At 40.1% G+C, this 16,761-nt stretch carries 10 protein-coding genes and 2 pseudogenes; 9 read left to right on the forward strand and 3 right to left on the reverse strand.

Annotated elements, in window-relative coordinates; translation table 11 throughout:
- The first annotated feature begins 80 nt into the window (after positions 1 to 80).
- Entirely contained in the window at positions 81 to 2,600 is a 2,520-nt protein-coding gene (locus MHI42_RS23435) for a DUF3656 domain-containing protein (protein WP_342420822.1), read from the forward strand.
- A gap of 245 nt (positions 2,601 to 2,845) precedes the next feature.
- Positions 2,846 to 3,733 (forward strand): UTP--glucose-1-phosphate uridylyltransferase GalU, encoded by an 888-nt coding sequence (galU, locus tag MHI42_RS23440; protein ID WP_042217979.1) that lies wholly within the window; start codon positions 2,846 to 2,848, stop codon positions 3,731 to 3,733.
- Positions 3,734 to 3,862: 129 nt separating this feature from the next.
- On the opposite strand, the gene MHI42_RS23445 is transcribed toward galU, so the two are convergent.
- The 3 genes and pseudogenes from MHI42_RS23445 to MHI42_RS23455 all read right to left on the reverse strand — a co-directional run bounded on the left by MHI42_RS23445 (position 3,863) and on the right by MHI42_RS23455 (position 7,979).
- Positions 3,863 to 6,604, reverse strand: a complete 2,742-nt coding sequence (locus MHI42_RS23445) for an O-antigen ligase family protein (RefSeq protein WP_342420823.1) — start codon at positions 6,602 to 6,604, stop codon at positions 3,863 to 3,865.
- 193 nt (positions 6,605 to 6,797) lie between these two features.
- Positions 6,798 to 7,352, reverse strand: a pseudogene (gene rfbC / locus MHI42_RS23450) (dTDP-4-dehydrorhamnose 3,5-epimerase).
- Between the two features lie 21 nt (positions 7,353 to 7,373).
- Positions 7,374 to 7,979 (reverse strand): annotated as a pseudogene (locus tag MHI42_RS23455) (sugar phosphate nucleotidyltransferase).
- Between the two features lie 443 nt (positions 7,980 to 8,422).
- Here MHI42_RS23455 and MHI42_RS23460 point away from each other — a divergent pair.
- From MHI42_RS23460 to MHI42_RS23490, 7 genes are read left to right on the forward strand one after another with little or no spacing between them, the layout of a single operon-like run.
- Positions 8,423 to 9,217 (forward strand): ABC transporter permease, encoded by a 795-nt coding sequence (locus MHI42_RS23460; RefSeq protein ID WP_342420824.1) that lies wholly within the window; start codon positions 8,423 to 8,425, stop codon positions 9,215 to 9,217.
- A 15-nt stretch (positions 9,218 to 9,232) separates the two neighbouring features.
- On the forward strand, positions 9,233 to 10,567 hold the full coding sequence (locus MHI42_RS23465; RefSeq protein WP_342420825.1) for an ABC transporter ATP-binding protein: 1,335 nt from the start codon (positions 9,233 to 9,235) through the stop codon (positions 10,565 to 10,567).
- Positions 10,564 to 11,490 carry a class I SAM-dependent methyltransferase gene (locus MHI42_RS23470; RefSeq protein WP_342420826.1) on the forward strand — a complete coding sequence of 309 codons (927 nt, stop codon included), beginning with the start codon at positions 10,564 to 10,566 and terminating at the stop codon, positions 11,488 to 11,490. The genes MHI42_RS23465 and MHI42_RS23470 overlap by 4 nt, the downstream gene beginning before the upstream one ends.
- Complete coding sequence (locus MHI42_RS23475; protein ID WP_342420827.1) at positions 11,487 to 13,001, forward strand: hypothetical protein; 1,515 nt, start codon at positions 11,487 to 11,489, stop codon at positions 12,999 to 13,001. The genes MHI42_RS23470 and MHI42_RS23475 overlap by 4 nt, the downstream gene beginning before the upstream one ends.
- Positions 12,998 to 14,173 (forward strand): glycosyltransferase family 4 protein, encoded by a 1,176-nt coding sequence (locus MHI42_RS23480; RefSeq protein WP_342420828.1) that lies wholly within the window; start codon positions 12,998 to 13,000, stop codon positions 14,171 to 14,173. Before MHI42_RS23475 ends, MHI42_RS23480 begins: the two co-directional genes overlap by 4 nt.
- Positions 14,163 to 15,395 (forward strand): glycosyltransferase family 2 protein, encoded by a 1,233-nt coding sequence (locus MHI42_RS23485; RefSeq protein WP_342420829.1) that lies wholly within the window; start codon positions 14,163 to 14,165, stop codon positions 15,393 to 15,395. The genes MHI42_RS23480 and MHI42_RS23485 overlap by 11 nt, the downstream gene beginning before the upstream one ends.
- Positions 15,392 to 16,753, forward strand: a complete 1,362-nt coding sequence (locus tag MHI42_RS23490) for a sugar phosphate nucleotidyltransferase (protein WP_342420830.1) — start codon at positions 15,392 to 15,394, stop codon at positions 16,751 to 16,753. The genes MHI42_RS23485 and MHI42_RS23490 overlap by 4 nt, the downstream gene beginning before the upstream one ends.
- Positions 16,754 to 16,761: the final 8 nt, after the last annotated feature.

A 16,761-nucleotide genomic window follows, 5' to 3' on the forward strand; every position in this document is an offset into this window, starting at 1 on the left:
GATAGCTGTGATATTTGATACAATTGATTAGTTAGAGGGATGACATACATCCGCCGGAACGGCGGTTTAGGAGGATATAAATGAAAGAGCAAGGATTACGCAGAGAAGACGTGGAGCTGCTGGCTCCGGCGGGAGACTGGGACTGCATGCGTGCAGCGGTGGCGAACGGGGCGGATGCTGTCTTTTTTGGCGTAGAGAAATTCAATGCACGTGCCAGAGCCAACAACTTCCGTATGGACGAGCTGCCGGAGATTATGGCCTTTCTGCACAGCTATGGAGTGAAGGGGTTTCTGACCTTTAATATACTGGTGTTTGAGAATGAGCTGCCGGATGCAAAAGAACTGATTGATGCCTGCGTGGATGCCGGTGTGGATGCGGTAATTGTTCAGGACTTGGGTCTGGTCCAGATGATCCGAGAGATCTCTCCGGATTTCCCGATTCACGGTTCTACACAAATGACGATTACTTCACCGGAAGCGGTGGAATTCACGAAGCCTTGGGGGCTGGAGCGTGTAGTGCTTGGCCGTGAAAATAATCTGAAGCAGATCCGCACGATTGGCGAACAAGCCCGCCTGCCGATGGAGGTCTTCGTGCATGGTGCCCTCTGTGTATCCTACTCGGGTCAGTGTCTGACTTCAGAAATGTGGGGCGGACGCTCTGCGAACCGCGGAGAATGCGCTCAGGCCTGCCGCCTACCGTATGACTTGGTGGTAGACGGAGAAGTGAAGCCGATGGGTGATGTAACCTATCTGCTGTCCCCGAAAGATCTTGCCGCCATTGATCTGATGCCCGAACTGATTGAAGCTGGAGTGACCTCTTTCAAAATTGAAGGCCGGCTCAAGACTCCCGAATACGTTGCGAATGTGGTTAGTAAATACCGCAAGGCGATTGATAAGTATTTTGACGGTAACTGGACACCGACCTCGAAGGAGGACATGCGTGAGCTGCAGCAGAGTTTCTCGCGCGGCTTCACTCATGGTTTCCTGGACGGTACTAACAATAAGAAATTAGTCGATGGCACCTTCCCGAAAAGTCGGGGCGTATTCATGGGAACCGTCGAACAGATTCTGCGCGACGGTGTGGTCTGCCGTATTCATGCTCCGCTTAAGCGCGGAGACGGAATCGTGTTCGATGCCGGAGATCCGACCAAGAAGGAAGAAGGCGGCCGCGTCTACGATCTGCGCCGCAAAGGCGTCAAGCTGGAAGGCGAAGCCGGGGAGGGCTGGATTATCGACATCGTGCCCGGCCGCAATGATGTGGATCTGCGTCGTCTCCATGTTGGCGACCGCATCTGGAAGACGAATGATCCGGCGCTCGACAAGGCGCTGCGCCAGTCGTATGAGACCGAGAAGCCTTACCGGGTATTCCCGGTTCACGTGAGAGTGCAAGGCTGTGCCGGTGAGAAGCTGACGACCTGGTGGACGGACATTCAGAAGAAGGTAACCGTCCGTGTGGATTCGGAGCTCGCGCTGGAGACAGCGCAAAAGCGTCCGATGGATACCGCGCTGCTGGAAGAACAATTTGGCCGCCTGGGCGGAACCGTGTTCCAGCTTGAAGCGCTGGAATCGCATCTGCAAGGCGACGTGATTGTGCCCATGCGCGAGCTGAACAGCATCCGCCGCCAGGCGGTGGAGCTGCTTGCAGGCGAGCGCCCGAAGCCTCCCGTGTATGTGAAACGGGAGGTAGAGGTCTACGGCGGCGCCTCCCGCAGGGGCGCCGCAGAGGCGCGCGGTGAAGCGGAGCTCACCGCGCTGTGCCGCAGCCTGCCGCAGGTGCAGGCTGCGCTCGAAGCCGGCGTGACGAGCATTTACGCCGATTTCGAGTTCATTAAGCAGTTCCCGGCGGCAGTAGACGCTGTGCGGTCTGCAGGGGCCAGCATCACGCTGGCCACACCGCGCATCCATATGCCGAACGAGAACGGCTACCATGCCAACATCCTGCGGCTGCAGCCGGATGCTGTGCTGGTGCGCAATACCGGCGCGCTGTATTATTACCTGCGCCACCGGATGGAGCATCCGGATGCTGTGCATCCCCGGTTGATCGGCGATTTCTCGCTGAACATCGCCAACCACAGAGCGGTTGATCTGTTCTTGAATGCTGGCTGTGACGTGGTGACACCGTCGTATGACCTGAACATCCAGCAGATGGTTGATCTGCTCGGACACAGCGACACCTCGCGGATGGAGGTTGTTATTCACCAGCATCTGCCGATGTTCCACACCGAGCACTGCGTTTACTGCACCTTCATGAGTGAAGGTACAGACTATACTAACTGCGGACGTCCTTGCGAGGAGCAGCGTGCTTCGTTGCAGGACCGCATCGGCATGTCCCATCCCGTCCGTGTAGATGAAGGCTGCCGTAACACTGTCTATAACGCTGTTGAACAGTCAGGGGCAGAATACCTGAATCACTTCCGTGAGCTTGGAGTCTCTTCTTTCCGTATAGAGTTTTTGGAGGAAACGCCGGAGCAGGTTGCCGAGGTTATCAGCCTGTACAGCCGCGCACTGCGCGGAGAAATCTCCGGAACGCAGGTTTGGAAAAGCCTGAAGGCTACCAACCAGCTTGGGGTTACACGCGGGCAGTTGGTTAATGCGAAGTAGGTAATTTGTGTAATCTTCAGACGTATATGTACTGATGCAGGATCTAATAAATACATGCTAGGCCAGACTGCCTTTGAGGAGCAATACACTCTCAGGACATCTGGCCTTTGCTTTTTTACATCTGTTCTAAGATGTAACACAATCACCCTGCCAAAAATCTGCTATAACTGCTATAATTGAATCAAATATGCCATTTTTCTATAAGAATCAAGTAGTGCAAACAAGATAATAAAAGGAGCTATAAGATGAAGATCCGTAAAGCCATTATTCCCGCGGCTGGTCTGGGTACCCGCTTTCTGCCCGCGACCAAAGCGATGCCCAAAGAAATGCTGCCGATTGTAGACAAACCGACGATCCAATATATTGTTGAAGAAGCGGTTGCTTCCGGAATTGAAGATATTATCATTGTGACCGGGAAAGGCAAGCGTGCCATCGAAGACCATTTTGACAATTCCTTCGAACTGGAATTCAACCTGGCTGAGAAGCAGAAGTGGGAGCTGCTTGAATCGGTACGTAAATCCTCGGAAATGGCCGATATCCACTACATCCGTCAAAAAGAACCGCGCGGCCTCGGACATGCCATCTGGTGCGCACGTAAATTCATCGGCAATGAACCTTTCGCCGTTCTGCTTGGGGACGATATTGTAGAGTCGGATAAGCCTTGCCTCAAGCAGATGATTGATGTGTACGATCAGTACAAATCCTCTATTGTGGGAGTTCAGCAGGTGCCATGGGAAGAAGTGTCCCGGTATGGACTAGTGGATGGAACTGAATTAGCAGAACGTGTCTACAAGGCCAACCGCCTAGTCGAAAAGCCGAAGAGAGAAGATGCTCCATCCAACCTGGCGATCCTGGGACGGTATATCCTGACTCCGCGTATCTTCGATATGCTTGGCGAACAGCAAGTGGGTGTAGGCGGAGAAATCCAGCTTACCGATGCTATCTCCCGTTTAAGTGAAGTGGAGCGGATCATTGCTTATGATTTTGAAGGCAAACGTCATGATGTCGGTGAGAAGATGGGCTTCATTCAGACAAGCATCCATTATGCACTTCAGCATGAGGAGCTTAAAGAAGGGCTATTGCAGTATCTTAAAGAGGTTATAGAAAATGAAGAGAAGCTGTACAGCAGGTAGCAGGTTGAATCATTATTAAATACAATTCTTGCGCGAAATATAATCATTTAATCATAAAAAAGCGGTCTACTGTACTCAGACAGTGGACCGCTTTTCTCTATGTGTTCTTATGATGTTTCCTTTGAACGATTAGTACTGTTTATTCGCAATGACGTCAATCTCTGCAGCCTCTGAAGGATCAGCGGCAATGAGCTTATCGTACACAGGTTGATCCTGTGCCGCCCCAGTCTTTTTCAGTGCCGCTAAATACCAGCGGGCTGCATCGCGGTTGGCTGCATCGCTGTAGTCATCGCTCAAGGCAAGTTTTAAAGTCGCCGCAGCTGCCTGTACCTGACCTGCCATATACTGAAGTTTTCCTGCATTCAAGTTGATTGACGAAGGAAGAGGTTGGCCTTGCAGATCAGAAGCCACTTGGTTGTAGGCATCCAGTCCAATGTTGATATGAATGATCTTGTTAGCCTCATCTTGCTGAGTGAAGGATTGTTGCGCCAGTTCAAAGGCGCGGGCGATAAGAGAGCTATACCAGTTAGTGTCCCATAGTGTTGTGCTACTGACGATATCTGCATAATTGTCTGCAAAACCGAGCTTCAAGGTAGCAGCAGCTTGCTCAGCTTGTCCTGATAGCAATTGCAGCTTTCCGGCATTCAATGCAATTGTTGGCGTGATTGAGAACGGGCGGCCCTGCAGCTGTTCAGGCGGCAAAGTCTTCAGGTGCTCTACCCCGTCAACCACATGCTGGTACGCCTCAAGACCGGCAGTTAGGTACTCCTGTTTCTTAGCTTCGTCTTTTTGCACATTGGCTGCAGCTGCAAAAGCCTGTGCACGGCGAATCAATGCTTCATACCAATCGATATCCCAATTGAATTTATCTGCGTTGTCGCGGTAGACATTGAAGCCCAGATCATTTTGTCCTTTGAGATCGTAGTAACTGATCAATTGTTTCAGTAGATCTTTATTGTAAGGCTCATCCTTGAGTGCACGGCTCAGAACATTATAAGCTTCAGCCAGATACTGCTCATCTTGTGTTTGTTTAAAGACCGTCAGGTCAAGGGATGCAAGGTAGATTGCTGCTTCCGGTTGGAACGGACGGCTCTTCAGCGCCTCAACCAGCGGAGTCTTAATCTCTTCGTATGATTGACTCACGCTAACTAGATTTTTACCTTTGAGTGCAGCATTGCTGGACCCGATATAGCTGATGGACAGGAAGAGCAGGAACACAGAACCGATGGCCAGCACAGCAAAGTACCCGAAGCGCAGTCCAGCCTTGTTCCAGCTCTGGCGTAGAGGCTTGTTGTCCATACCTGCTCCCATACCTGCCAAACCAATGAAAACTAGAATCCCCATAAACGCGTAACTCATGTTAAAGTCCAGCAGACTGTGAACAAGAATGGATAGAGCGATAATGTAGAAGAAGAAGCCATTATTGAACTCGTCCTTGTCCCGTTTCAAGTAAGCGCGGATATATTTATAGAAAATATATCCAATAAATCCCATAAACACGATAAATCCGACGATTCCGACCTCAATCAAATACTGAAGGAAGAAATTGTGAACCTGGCGGCTTACATAAGGGTTGTTCTGATAATGTTCATACAAGGAGGCCCAGCCTCCGCCACCAGATCCAATGATCGGATAATCCTTAACAACCTTCATAGCATCTTTATAAAAAGTGATGCGCTCCAGTACACTATGCTGTTTGAAGTTAATGTTCTCCAGCCGGGTTTCAATATTATCAGGTAATATACTACGTACGCTTGTCCCGATAAGCAGGAAAGCAACAATAGCTACAAGAACGATTGAGCCGAGTGGAATCCACAGCCCTGTTAATTTACGTGTTTCCCAGCTTCCCAGCTTCTCTTGCAGCCACGGAGCGGCGAAACGCTGATTTGCCCAGCCCAGAGCGGCAACAACCGCTGAGGCAACAAGCAGGTACGCCCAGGCTTTTAATGCAGCTGATGAAGTGAAGGTAGTGTTCAGCTCAGTTCCAAGTGTAGTTAACGGACTGGTAACAAGCAGAGCGGCGATACCAGAAATCGCAAGATGCATAATCCACAGAATCTGCTGAGCAGGCTTCAGGAACAACAGTAGAAGAATAAACACTACAGGCAACATTACGAGCCCGCCACGGGATAAGGTCAGCAGCAGAGATACAATAATCGGTACAAGCATGAAGCTGTGAGTCAATGTACCGTACCACTTTTTAGAGCGGACGAGTGCAAACACTGCAACAAACAAGAAAGCCATCAGGAAAGCAGCGTAAGTGTTGGCATACTGGAAAATAGAAGTCAGACGCAGGCCGTTCGAGTCTGTCATCACGGCATCCAAGTATTTACCACTGCGTACTGTGTTGGAGAACCAGCCTACAAGGCCTCCAGCGAATTTCCAGCTTCCAAGCCAGTTCAGCAGGCCAAAGCCCACGATGAAATAGGCAATCGCCAGAATGGCATTCTGAATGACAACATTTAGTTGCTTTTGCTGGAGCAGATATAACGCTATAATGAATATTGCGACATACATGCTCTGTATAAACAGCAGGTTCATCGCCATATAATGCGAAACAGCGCCAATAAGCGACAACGCGTACGTAGCAGGAAGCAGCAGCGAGGCCACGGCGAGCAAGTCACGCTGTCCTTCCAGCTTGAACTTTGTGATGTACAAGCCTATCCATACCAGCAGCAAGAGGCTGCTCAGCAGCGATGACACATAAATCGGCTTCTCGAAGTCGATCTGCTGCCCATTAAATAATCCCACTTGAAACGGGGTCCAAACCAAAAACACAATGAAACCAATAACCAAAGCCCATATGTAGCTGGATATCTTTTCAACATTTCTCGACTGTACTGCATTTTTACCGTATACTGGTTTCGACACGTTATGATCTCCTTTTCCGAAAATACAAGAGCTAAGAGCTATTTTAGCATATATTTATTAACATAGTCTTGCCTATGTTTCAAGTAACACTTACCAATAGAACAAAAAAACAAATACTAGGCCTATGCCTCATGCTCCGTAATGGAACATTAGGGTATAGGCCGTTTTCTGGAATTAGTCTTTTATGGGAAATTTAATATATGAAATTCAGATTCGTATATTTTAGAAGAGGGGCATTCTCATCTTTGGCAGATAAGACCGGAATCACATCAATAGGCCAATTTATCCCGATGGTAGGATCATTCCCACAAGATTCCACCATCACATTCAGGAGCGTATAGTTCATCACATTTATATTGAACTTCAACATCTTCAACCAACGTCAGAAGCCATGGGCGAAGCCTTTTGGAATTAGTAATTGCTTTTTATTCTCTGCAGTTAATTCAATGCCAAACCATAGTCAATAATTAGGACTACCCTTGCGGATATCGACAGCAACATCGAATATAGCTCCCTTTGTGCAACGTACAAGCTTTCTTTGAACTTTTGGGTTTAACTGGTAATGAAGTCCGCGCAAAGTCCCTTTAGTTGCAGAATAAGATTGGTTATCCTGAACGAAGTTTAGGTCGATGCCCTGTTCCTTGAATTTGTTGTCACTGTAGGTTTCCATAAACCAGCCCCGGTGATCGCCAAATACCTTAGGTTCAATTATCCATACACCAGTTAACTCAGTTTCTGTGAATTGCATTGTTCCCACTCTTTCTTTCATTTAATATTGAATTTCACCTATCGCTACCTGCATTAGATATTGGCCGTACCAGTTTTACTAAGTTTTCGCCCGCAATCCCAAAAATGCTCTTCTGTGATCCATCCATTAATATATGCAATCTCCTCCAGCACCGCAATCTTGATGCCCAGGTGAACTTTTATATGTTCTTACAAAATTGGTGGCGTCAACTAAACTTTGATGAGTCCCTGTATCTAGTCAAGTAAAGCCACGGCCCAAAAGATCAACATCCAATTCACCTAGTTCCAGATACGCCTAATTAAATTGTCTCCAACGATCATGGCAACCGAATCATTTTCGAAAAAGATTCACCCAAGATAAAAACTTGTGCCAAACCATCAGGACTGGGTTAGACAATATATTCAAATGAAATTTCGAATTTGATCCATCACCGAATAATTCGAAGAAACTTGGTGTATCTTCTGGGGTGGAGATAATCAAGATTCCCTTGATTCCAGCTAACATTAAAGGGGACAGGAGATAATAAATCATGGGTTTATAATAGATTGGAAGTAACTATTTAATTGAGACCATAGTTAGGGAGTGCAAAAGTGTTCCGCTGCTACTAGCTAAGATCATGCCCTTCATTGTAAGTTCAACTCTTTCTAGATAACTGAAAATCAGATTCCGGAAAACTTTGATTGATTATGAGTATATTCATTCTACTCTTATCAACAATAACTACTTGTCCATTTACAAAGAGGTTATTAAAATTACCGGTAATGATAAATGACAAGTAAATTACGTGATTTTAATAAATTTATTTGTTTAATTCTTTTTCGTTAAATAATCCCACTTGAAACGACATCTATAAAAAAAATACAATAGGACTACATCATAAGTGCTTTATAGTAAAATTAAAAAGGCAAGGCATTTCTCGACTGTTAGGTTTTTTTGCCGTATACTGGATTCGACTGCCGATTATTAAAATTCCATTATATTACTTTTATTTGTGAGAAATTGATATTTTATTTCGAGTTTACATGCTTCATGATAAATCAAACAAATAATACGAAAGTTGGAAAAATCAGATGTTTAAAACTTGGCTTCGATCATTTATTCAACAGCAAAAATTTATTATTCAAATGTCAAAAGATGATTTTAAAAGAAAATATGCAGGATCTTATCTTGGTATTGCTTGGGCCTTTATTCAACCGACTATTAGTCTTATGATTTTTTGGTTTGTCTTTCAATATGGACTTAAGAATCAACCTGTAGATAATGTTCCATTTATTTTGTGGCTATCGGCTGCAATGATTCCTTGGAATTTTTTCTCGGACGCTTTACAATCGGCGACCAATGCAGTCGTAGAAACAAGTTTCTTGGTTAAAAAAGTTCTTTTTAAAGTAGAAATATTACCTTTGATAAAGATTTATTCTTCTTTAATGGTACATCTTTTCTTTATATTGTTTTTATTTGCGCTCTTTTCAATCTATGGGTATTATCCAGATATTTATTATTTGCAGATACCGTACTATTTAATTTGTTTGTTTGTATTGCTTCTTGGATTATCTTGGATTACATCTTCTTTGGTAGTTTTTTTAAAGGATATAGGTCAACTAATATCAATGTTGTTGCAGTTTGGGTTTTGGTTAACTCCGATTTTCTATTCATTTGCAGCATTGCCTGAGAAGTATGCATTTTTGATTAAATTGAATCCGTTGTACTATATTACAGAAGGTTACAGGGGGATTTTTATCTATCGCTTTTGGTTTTGGGAACGTCCGCAGCTTACAATATACTTTTGGGTAGTTGCTTTGGTTACTCTTTTTATAGGACGTGTATTATTCAAAAGACTTCGTCCTCACTTTGCTGACGTTTTATAATTTAGGAGGTAAATTATGAAAGATATCAACACCAAACATAAAGGGAATTCTACTAGTGAGAATAAAGAAATTGCTATTAAGATAGAGTCCGTTTCAAAAGTTTATAAACTTTATGAAAGTAATTCAGATCGTTTAAAGGAAGCGATCATTCCGGGAAAAACTAAACGACATAAAGATTTTTATGCTCTGAGAAACCTCACGTTGAATATATATAAAGGAGAATGTATTGGAATTCTAGGGAAGAATGGTGCTGGGAAATCTACAGCGTTAAAGATAATAACCGGAGTCCTTAACCCCTCAACTGGTGAGGTCACCGTACATGGTAAAGTTGCTGCATTACTAGAGCTTGGGGCGGGTTTTAATCCCGAGTTAACAGGATTAGAAAACATCTATTTTAATGGCCATATTATGGGGTTTTCCAGAGAAGATATGAATGATCGTCTGGAATCGATTTTGAATTTTGCAGATATTAATGATTTTATTAACCAACCTGTTAAAACTTATTCAAGTGGAATGTTTGCTCGTTTGGCATTTGCAGTAGCTATCAATGTTGAACCAGATATTCTGATTATCGATGAGGCACTTTCTGTTGGAGATGTTGCCTTTCAAACAAAGTGCTTCAGAAAGATTAATGAGTTTATCGAACAAGGAAAAACAATAATTTTTGTTACTCATTCGATGGATACTATTTTAAAGTACTGTAATAGGGCTGTAGTAATACACAATGGTGAAAATGTAGCTGAGGGTACAGCAAAAGAGATGGTTGATGTTTACAAAAAAATTTTAGTCAACCTGTACGATATAAGTGAAGAAATGAAGATTAACAAAAGTACTAAACTGTCTGAAGAAGGCGAATGGAAAAGTAACTTCTCATTAAATAACAATTTATTAGAATATGGAGATAAAACCGCCGAAATTATTGATTTTGGAATTTTTGATACAGAAAATTACCCAGCCTCTAAGATTATTAGTGAAGAACCGGTAGTCATAAAAATGAGGGTGGTCTTTCACGGGGAAGTTAGTGAACCGATTTTTGCTTTCACAATTAAAGACTTAAAAGGCAATGAACTTTGTGGAACAAATACTATGTATGAAAATGTTATCATGACACCTGTGACTCATGGTGAAACTGTAACAATAACCTTTACTCAAAGTTTAAAACTACAAAGCGGATTCTACACTCTTTCGCTTGGCTGTACCGGATTTCAAAATGAAGAATTAGTAGTTTATCATAGACTATACGATGTACTTTCTTTTGAGGCTTCTATTTTTAAAAATATCGTTGGAGTTTATGATGTTGAGTCATCAGTAGAGGTCTATAAAAATGAAAAATCGAGGGCTATGGTATGAATGAAAACATTGGAAACGTATATCTGAACCTGGAATTTTATACCGGTTTGGATGAATATAGTGATGGGGAAATTGAGGATGAATTGCTCTCAATTGTCAAAAAGGGTGAAAATGAAATTAATAATGTCCTCATTAGCGACCACAGATGGCCAATACTTTATCATCTAACTCCTTACCGGTACAATTTATTGGAATGGTATCCTTTTAAAACTGAAAGTACACTTCTTGAGATAGGTGCGGGTTGTGGTGGGATAACAGGAGTGTTATGTGAAAAAAACAAAAAAGTAGTTGCTGTGGAACTTTCTAAGAAGAGAGCTGAAATTAATGCTCATCGAAATAGTGAGAGAGATAATCTTGAAATTATTGTTGGCAATATGGAAGATATGGTGTTTGAACAAAAATTTGATTATATCACTTTGATAGGTGTTCTTGAATATGCAGGGAAATTCACAAAAGCTCAAGATCCGTACTTACAGTTTATCAAGAATATAAGAAAATATTTAAAGCCTGATGGAGAGCTGATTATTGCTATTGAGAATAAATTTGGTCTTAAATATTGGGCAGGGAAGAAAGAAGATCATACAGGAATAAGTTTTGAGGGTATTGAAGGATATATAGATGACAAGGGGATTAAAACTTTTAGTAAAAATGAACTGAACGAATTGATAAATAAAGCGGGGTTAATAGAACCGGAATTTTACTATCCAATGCCAGATTATAAAATTCCAACACAGATTTTTTCTGACGATTACCTTCCTGGGATGGGTGACATAGATAAAGAATTTCACAGTTTTGATTCCGATCAAGTAGCTACTTTTCAAGAATATCTGGCATTTAACAATATTATTGAAAATGCGCAATTTGATTTTTTCGCTAATTCATTTCTAGTATTTTGTAAAAATGGTGAGGAGTACCCACTATGAAAATCTTATATTCTAAATTCAGCCGAAATAGACTTCCTGGTTTTCAAATAAAAACGAGTATTCTAAAAGATCAAGGAAGTATCTATGTGGAAAAGCAGGCGCTGAATGAAGCGGCGTGTGCTCACATTCAAAATATATATAATAACTATAATTTATTGCAATCGAAATATCAGAACGTGAAATTTGTAAAAACCACTATATTGGGGGAAGATAGAATCCGTTTTGAATTTATTGAAGGGAATACAATGGATGAATTGTTATTATCGTCAATAAGATCACAAGATATGAATCAGTTTTTCAAATATCTAAGAGAATATATCGATCTTTTAAAATCATTAGGAACAAAGATAATTCCAAAATTCCAATCTGATAAGGAATTTTTGAAGGTATTTAAAATTCAAACTGAATTAGAGAATGTTGAGTGTTTTTCCGAAACAAACGTAGATCTCACTTTTGATAATATTTTAATTAATGAATCTAATAAGGTGATTATTGATTTTGAATGGATTTTCCACACACAAACTCCCTTGAATTATATTATTTATCGCAGTATCAGTCGATTGTTTTGGAAGTATGGCGATTATTTGAGAGGATTCTTGAAGATTGAAGAAGTTTTTAAGGTGTTAGATATATCAGATATTAAACTATATCAAGAAATGGAAACAGGCTTTCAATCTTATGTTTTGGGAAATCGTCAATATGAAATAAATACTCATTATCGTCGCCGAATTATTCATTTGTCTGAATTGAAAGACCAGACAAATGAGCATCTCGTCAGTTTGGAAGAAAGTAAAATGTTATTAGCGAGTAGCTTAATGGAAAACCAAGAATTAATAAGAGAAATTGATTTTGTTAAGCAACAAAAAAATGAAATTGCTATGAAACTCACACATGCTCAATTTCAGTCTGAGGAATACAAAAATAAATTTAAAAATTCAGAAGAAGTGAATAGCAATCTAAAAAGTTCTATACTTCAGGCAAAAAATGAAATAGATATTTTAAGTAACTCAATAGTGACTGCAGATGCTCATATTGCTAACATAATAAGAAAAATAAGAGGTATTGAAGCGACTTGGAGAGGGACTGTTGTAAAGAAAATCATAGGCACTGAATATTTTGGTATAAGCCAAGAGGTTGAAAAGTCTAATGAACTGAGGATCGAAGAATTTCAGGCGAAACTTGTTTCTAAGAAAAATGAAGAAATTATAGATCTACAACACAGATTAGAGGAAATGGAACTTAAATTAGAGCAGTATGGAGAAGGTGTATTATCAGGTCAACTGGAAATTAATCATTTAAATACTCATTTAACTGAAATATCAGATAAATATCACAATGTTGAACTGCAAAACAAACATTTAGCACAACAAAACCATGAAAATACTGTTAAAAATAAAGAGCTAGTAGATGCATATGAAAGCCTTCAACAAGAGTTTCATCAAATGAAACACCAAAATGAGAATTTACTGAGCCAGATTTATAAAGGCTTAGGAAAGGAAGAAAATCATTGACTAAACGAGTGCTTGTCTTAAACCCTTATTTGCCCACATTAGGTGGTGGGGAGAAACACATGGGATATCTTTGCAAATTTATAGAATCTTACTACGAGGATGTCACCATAGACATCATGGTTCATAACTATAATAATGTGAATATACATTCCACTGATTATCCTACAATTAATGATTTGGAAGAAAGATTCGGAATTAGATTAGAGAAAACAAAAATAGTGAAAGTGGATTTACCTTCAGCTAACACACTTACTAGCCATTATAAAAACAAACGATTTATTGAAAGGATCACAAAGAATTATGATTTGTTTATTAATTTTATGTTCCTTAGTAAACATGTAGGAAGAGCCGATAAAAACATCTACTGTTGCATGTTTCCTCCTCAAAAATATAATTTCAGTAAATTTCCGCAGAATATAATTGGTCGTTCTTTAGATTTTCAATTTAAGAATAGCTACGATTATTTCATTACTAACTCACTATTTACTAATCACTGGCAGCAACATTATTGGGAAACCGGAAAAAGAAACAAACCTATATACCCACCGGTTTTCTCAGAATCTGAAATGGTGAAAGTGGATTTACTGAAGAAGGAGAATGTGATTTTATCAGTTGGAAGGTTTTTTGTAGGTGCACATAATAAAAAACAAGACATATTGGTGGATTTTTACATTGCAAATCATACAATGTTCGAGGGATGGGAATTGCACTTAGTTGGCGCACTATCCAATAATCCGAATGATGTTGAATATGTTAACAGTATAAGAAATAAAATTAAAGATTACCCTATATACCTTCATATAAATATACCATTAGTTGAAGTTGATGAGTTATACGGTAAAGCAAAACTATTCTGGCATGCAACAGGGCTAGACGAAGAAAGTGACATGTTTCCGGACAAAATGGAGCATTTTGGAATAACTACAGTTGAGGCAATGAGTAATGGTGTAGTTCCGATCGTCATTAACAAAGGTGGACAAACAGAGATAGTGAACCATCAAGAAAATGGGTTGTTATGGAATAGCAGAGAAGAGCTTTTGGAATATTCTCTTGAATTAATTTCCGATCCCAATAAACGTGAAGAACTAGCCTTGCAAGCAATAGAGCGGGCGGAGTTTTTCTCAGTTGAGAATTTCTATAAACATAATGAGGAGATATTCAATGCCTTATAATATTTCAATAGTTATTGTAAATTATAACGGGAAAAGGTATATTGATAATTTATTTCAATCTTTCATTAATTTAGATGTTCAAGGAGTTACATATGAAATTGTTTTTGTTGATAACAATTCGTCTGATGATTCTGTATTGTATTTAACAGAAAAGTATCAGGATTTATTTCCTTCTCTAAAAATAGTTAAATCGGAGAAAAATCTTGGCTTTGCTGGTGGCAACAATTTCGGTGTTCAATTTGCGGAAGGCGAATATGTTGTGTTTTTGAATAATGACACAGCCGTATCTAAGAATTGGTTGCAAGAGTTATCTTTATTTAGCGAAACACACTCTGATATTGGAATAGTATCTTCAAAGTTAATTTTCTTTTATGATTTTATTAAACTGAATATAAATACACATGATAAAGTTTTTCTTTCTAAGGGAGTTACCATTAACGGTCAAAAGTATACAATCGATCCCAAGTTCACGGAAAATGTTTTGTATGGTGAAAATGATATAACTTGTTTTGGACACACTACAATATATGTACCACTTATTAATGTTGAAGAAACAGGACTAAATATTGAATTTGATTTTGTTAGAATCAATAATTCCAATATTGATTCATGGGTTATAGAAGATGAAATCTTGCCAATGACAAAGAGCTTCACCTTAACTGAAAACGTAGTTTCAGCTAATAAACTAACGCTGGTTCAAAATGCAGGCTCGGGAATAAATGAAAAGTTTGATGGTTATGATATCGGATTCTGCGAAGTAGACAAGGGTCAGTATAATAATGTTTATGAACTAGATTCTAGTTGTGGCGCCGCAATGATGATAAATAAGGGGCTATTTGATAAAGTTGGTGGTTTTGATGAACGTTTTTTTATGTATTATGAAGATACTGATCTTTCCTATCGAATTAAAAAGCTAGGATTCAAGCTATACTTTTGTCCTACGGCTGTAGTACGGCATATCCATACAGGAAGTAGTCAGGAGTGGTCCCCATTTTTTGTATACCATATATACCGTAATAAGTTAATTTTTATATATAAAAATTTCCCCTTGCCAATATTCTGCAAGCAATTTGCTCGTTATGTTTGGCATGTTCTTAAAGAAACACTAACAACACGGCAAAAACCGGCTTTGAAAAAGGCTAAAATAAAAGCGTTATTTGGTTTTATTAAGCTCTTGCCATTTTATATTAAAAAGGGCAAAACTAATCGAGGTGTATTATGAGGATAATTTTACTTTCTGGAGGTTCTGGTACCAGACTTTGGCCTCTATCAAATGATTCACGTTCAAAACAATTTCTTAAAATATTGAAAGATGATAATCTCAATTATGAATCAATGGTGCAAAGAGTTTGGAGGCAAATTAATAAAGCAGGTTTACAAAATGCATCTTATATAACAACTAGTAAGTCTCAGGTGGAGATGTTACAATCTCAGATCGAGGATTGCCCTCCTCTAATCATTGAACCAGAGAGAAAGGATACGTTTCCTGCTATTGCGCTATCCGTTTCATATCTATTATCAAACACAAATACTGAGGAAGATGAAATCGTCATAGTTCTTCCAGTTGACATGTACGTAGAAGATGATTTTTTCAAACACATAATAAATTTAGAATCTATGATGAAGTCAAAAAATGCTGCTATCGCTTTGCTGGGAGTAACGCCAACTTCTCCGGCAGAGAAATATGGATACATTGTTCCTTTAGATTCTTGGGCGAATGAAGGCTTAATTGAGGTAGATCATTTTGTTGAGAAGCCACTTGCAACAGAAGCTAAAAAATTAATCGAGAAATCCGCATTATGGAATTGTGGAGTGTTCGCTTTTAATTTGAACTATTTGAAGGGAATTATGGAAGATCGAGACATCCCAGGTGATTATGATCGCTTGCTCCTAGAATATAAAAACCAAAAAAAAATCAGCTTCGATTTTGAAGTGTTGGAAAAAGAACAAACGCTTTTTGTTGTTCCATACCATGGGTCTTGGAAGGATTTGGGCACTTGGGATGCTTTGGTTGAGGAAATGGACTCAGAACTATTTGGCAATGGCATTATCACTGACTGTTCTAATGTCAATCTAATTAATGAGTTGGATCTTCCAGTAGTTCTTATGGGATTACAGAATGTAATAGTTGCAGCGAGCCCTGATGGCATTTTAGTTTCAGAGATTTCAATGACGCCAAAACTTAAAGAGGCATTGAAGTCATCAAGTACAAGACCAATGTATGAAGAGCGCAGATGGGGCTGGTTTAGGGTACTGGATTACACAGTAAATGCAAAAAAAGAAGAAGTTCTAACAAAAAGAATCTGTATCAAAAAAGATAAGAATCTAAGCTATCAAAAACATATGAAGAGGAATGAAACCTGGAGTATCATAGCTGGCAACGGAGAAATGATTTTGGATGATAAATTAATACTAATAAAGGAAGGTGACTTAGTTAAGATATACGCAGGTCAAAAGCATAGCATAAAAGCTAATGAGGATCTGGAAATAATTGAAATCCAGCAAGGCGAATTGCTTGAGGAAGATGTTTTCAGAGATGCCCTAATATGGGGAGATATTAAAAAAGCCATCTTACAATAAATTATCTG

The sequence above is a fragment of the Paenibacillus sp. FSL E2-0178 genome (assembly GCF_038593005.1).
GTDB lineage: Bacteria > Bacillota > Bacilli > Paenibacillales > Paenibacillaceae > Paenibacillus_AQ > Paenibacillus_AQ phytohabitans.

Coding starts and splice junctions, on each gene's coding strand:
- MHI42_RS23435 (WP_342420822.1), top strand. CDS start 81: ATGAAAGAGCAAGGATTACGCAGAGAAGACGTGGAGCTGCTGGCTCCG.
- galU (WP_042217979.1), top strand. CDS start 2,846: ATGAAGATCCGTAAAGCCATTATTCCCGCGGCTGGTCTGGGTACCCGC.
- MHI42_RS23460 (WP_342420824.1), top strand. CDS start 8,423: ATGTTTAAAACTTGGCTTCGATCATTTATTCAACAGCAAAAATTTATT.
- MHI42_RS23465 (WP_342420825.1), top strand. CDS start 9,233: ATGAAAGATATCAACACCAAACATAAAGGGAATTCTACTAGTGAGAAT.
- MHI42_RS23470 (WP_342420826.1), top strand. CDS start 10,564: ATGAATGAAAACATTGGAAACGTATATCTGAACCTGGAATTTTATACC.
- MHI42_RS23475 (WP_342420827.1), top strand. CDS start 11,487: ATGAAAATCTTATATTCTAAATTCAGCCGAAATAGACTTCCTGGTTTT.
- MHI42_RS23485 (WP_342420829.1), top strand. CDS start 14,163: ATGCCTTATAATATTTCAATAGTTATTGTAAATTATAACGGGAAAAGG.
- MHI42_RS23490 (WP_342420830.1), top strand. CDS start 15,392: ATGAGGATAATTTTACTTTCTGGAGGTTCTGGTACCAGACTTTGGCCT.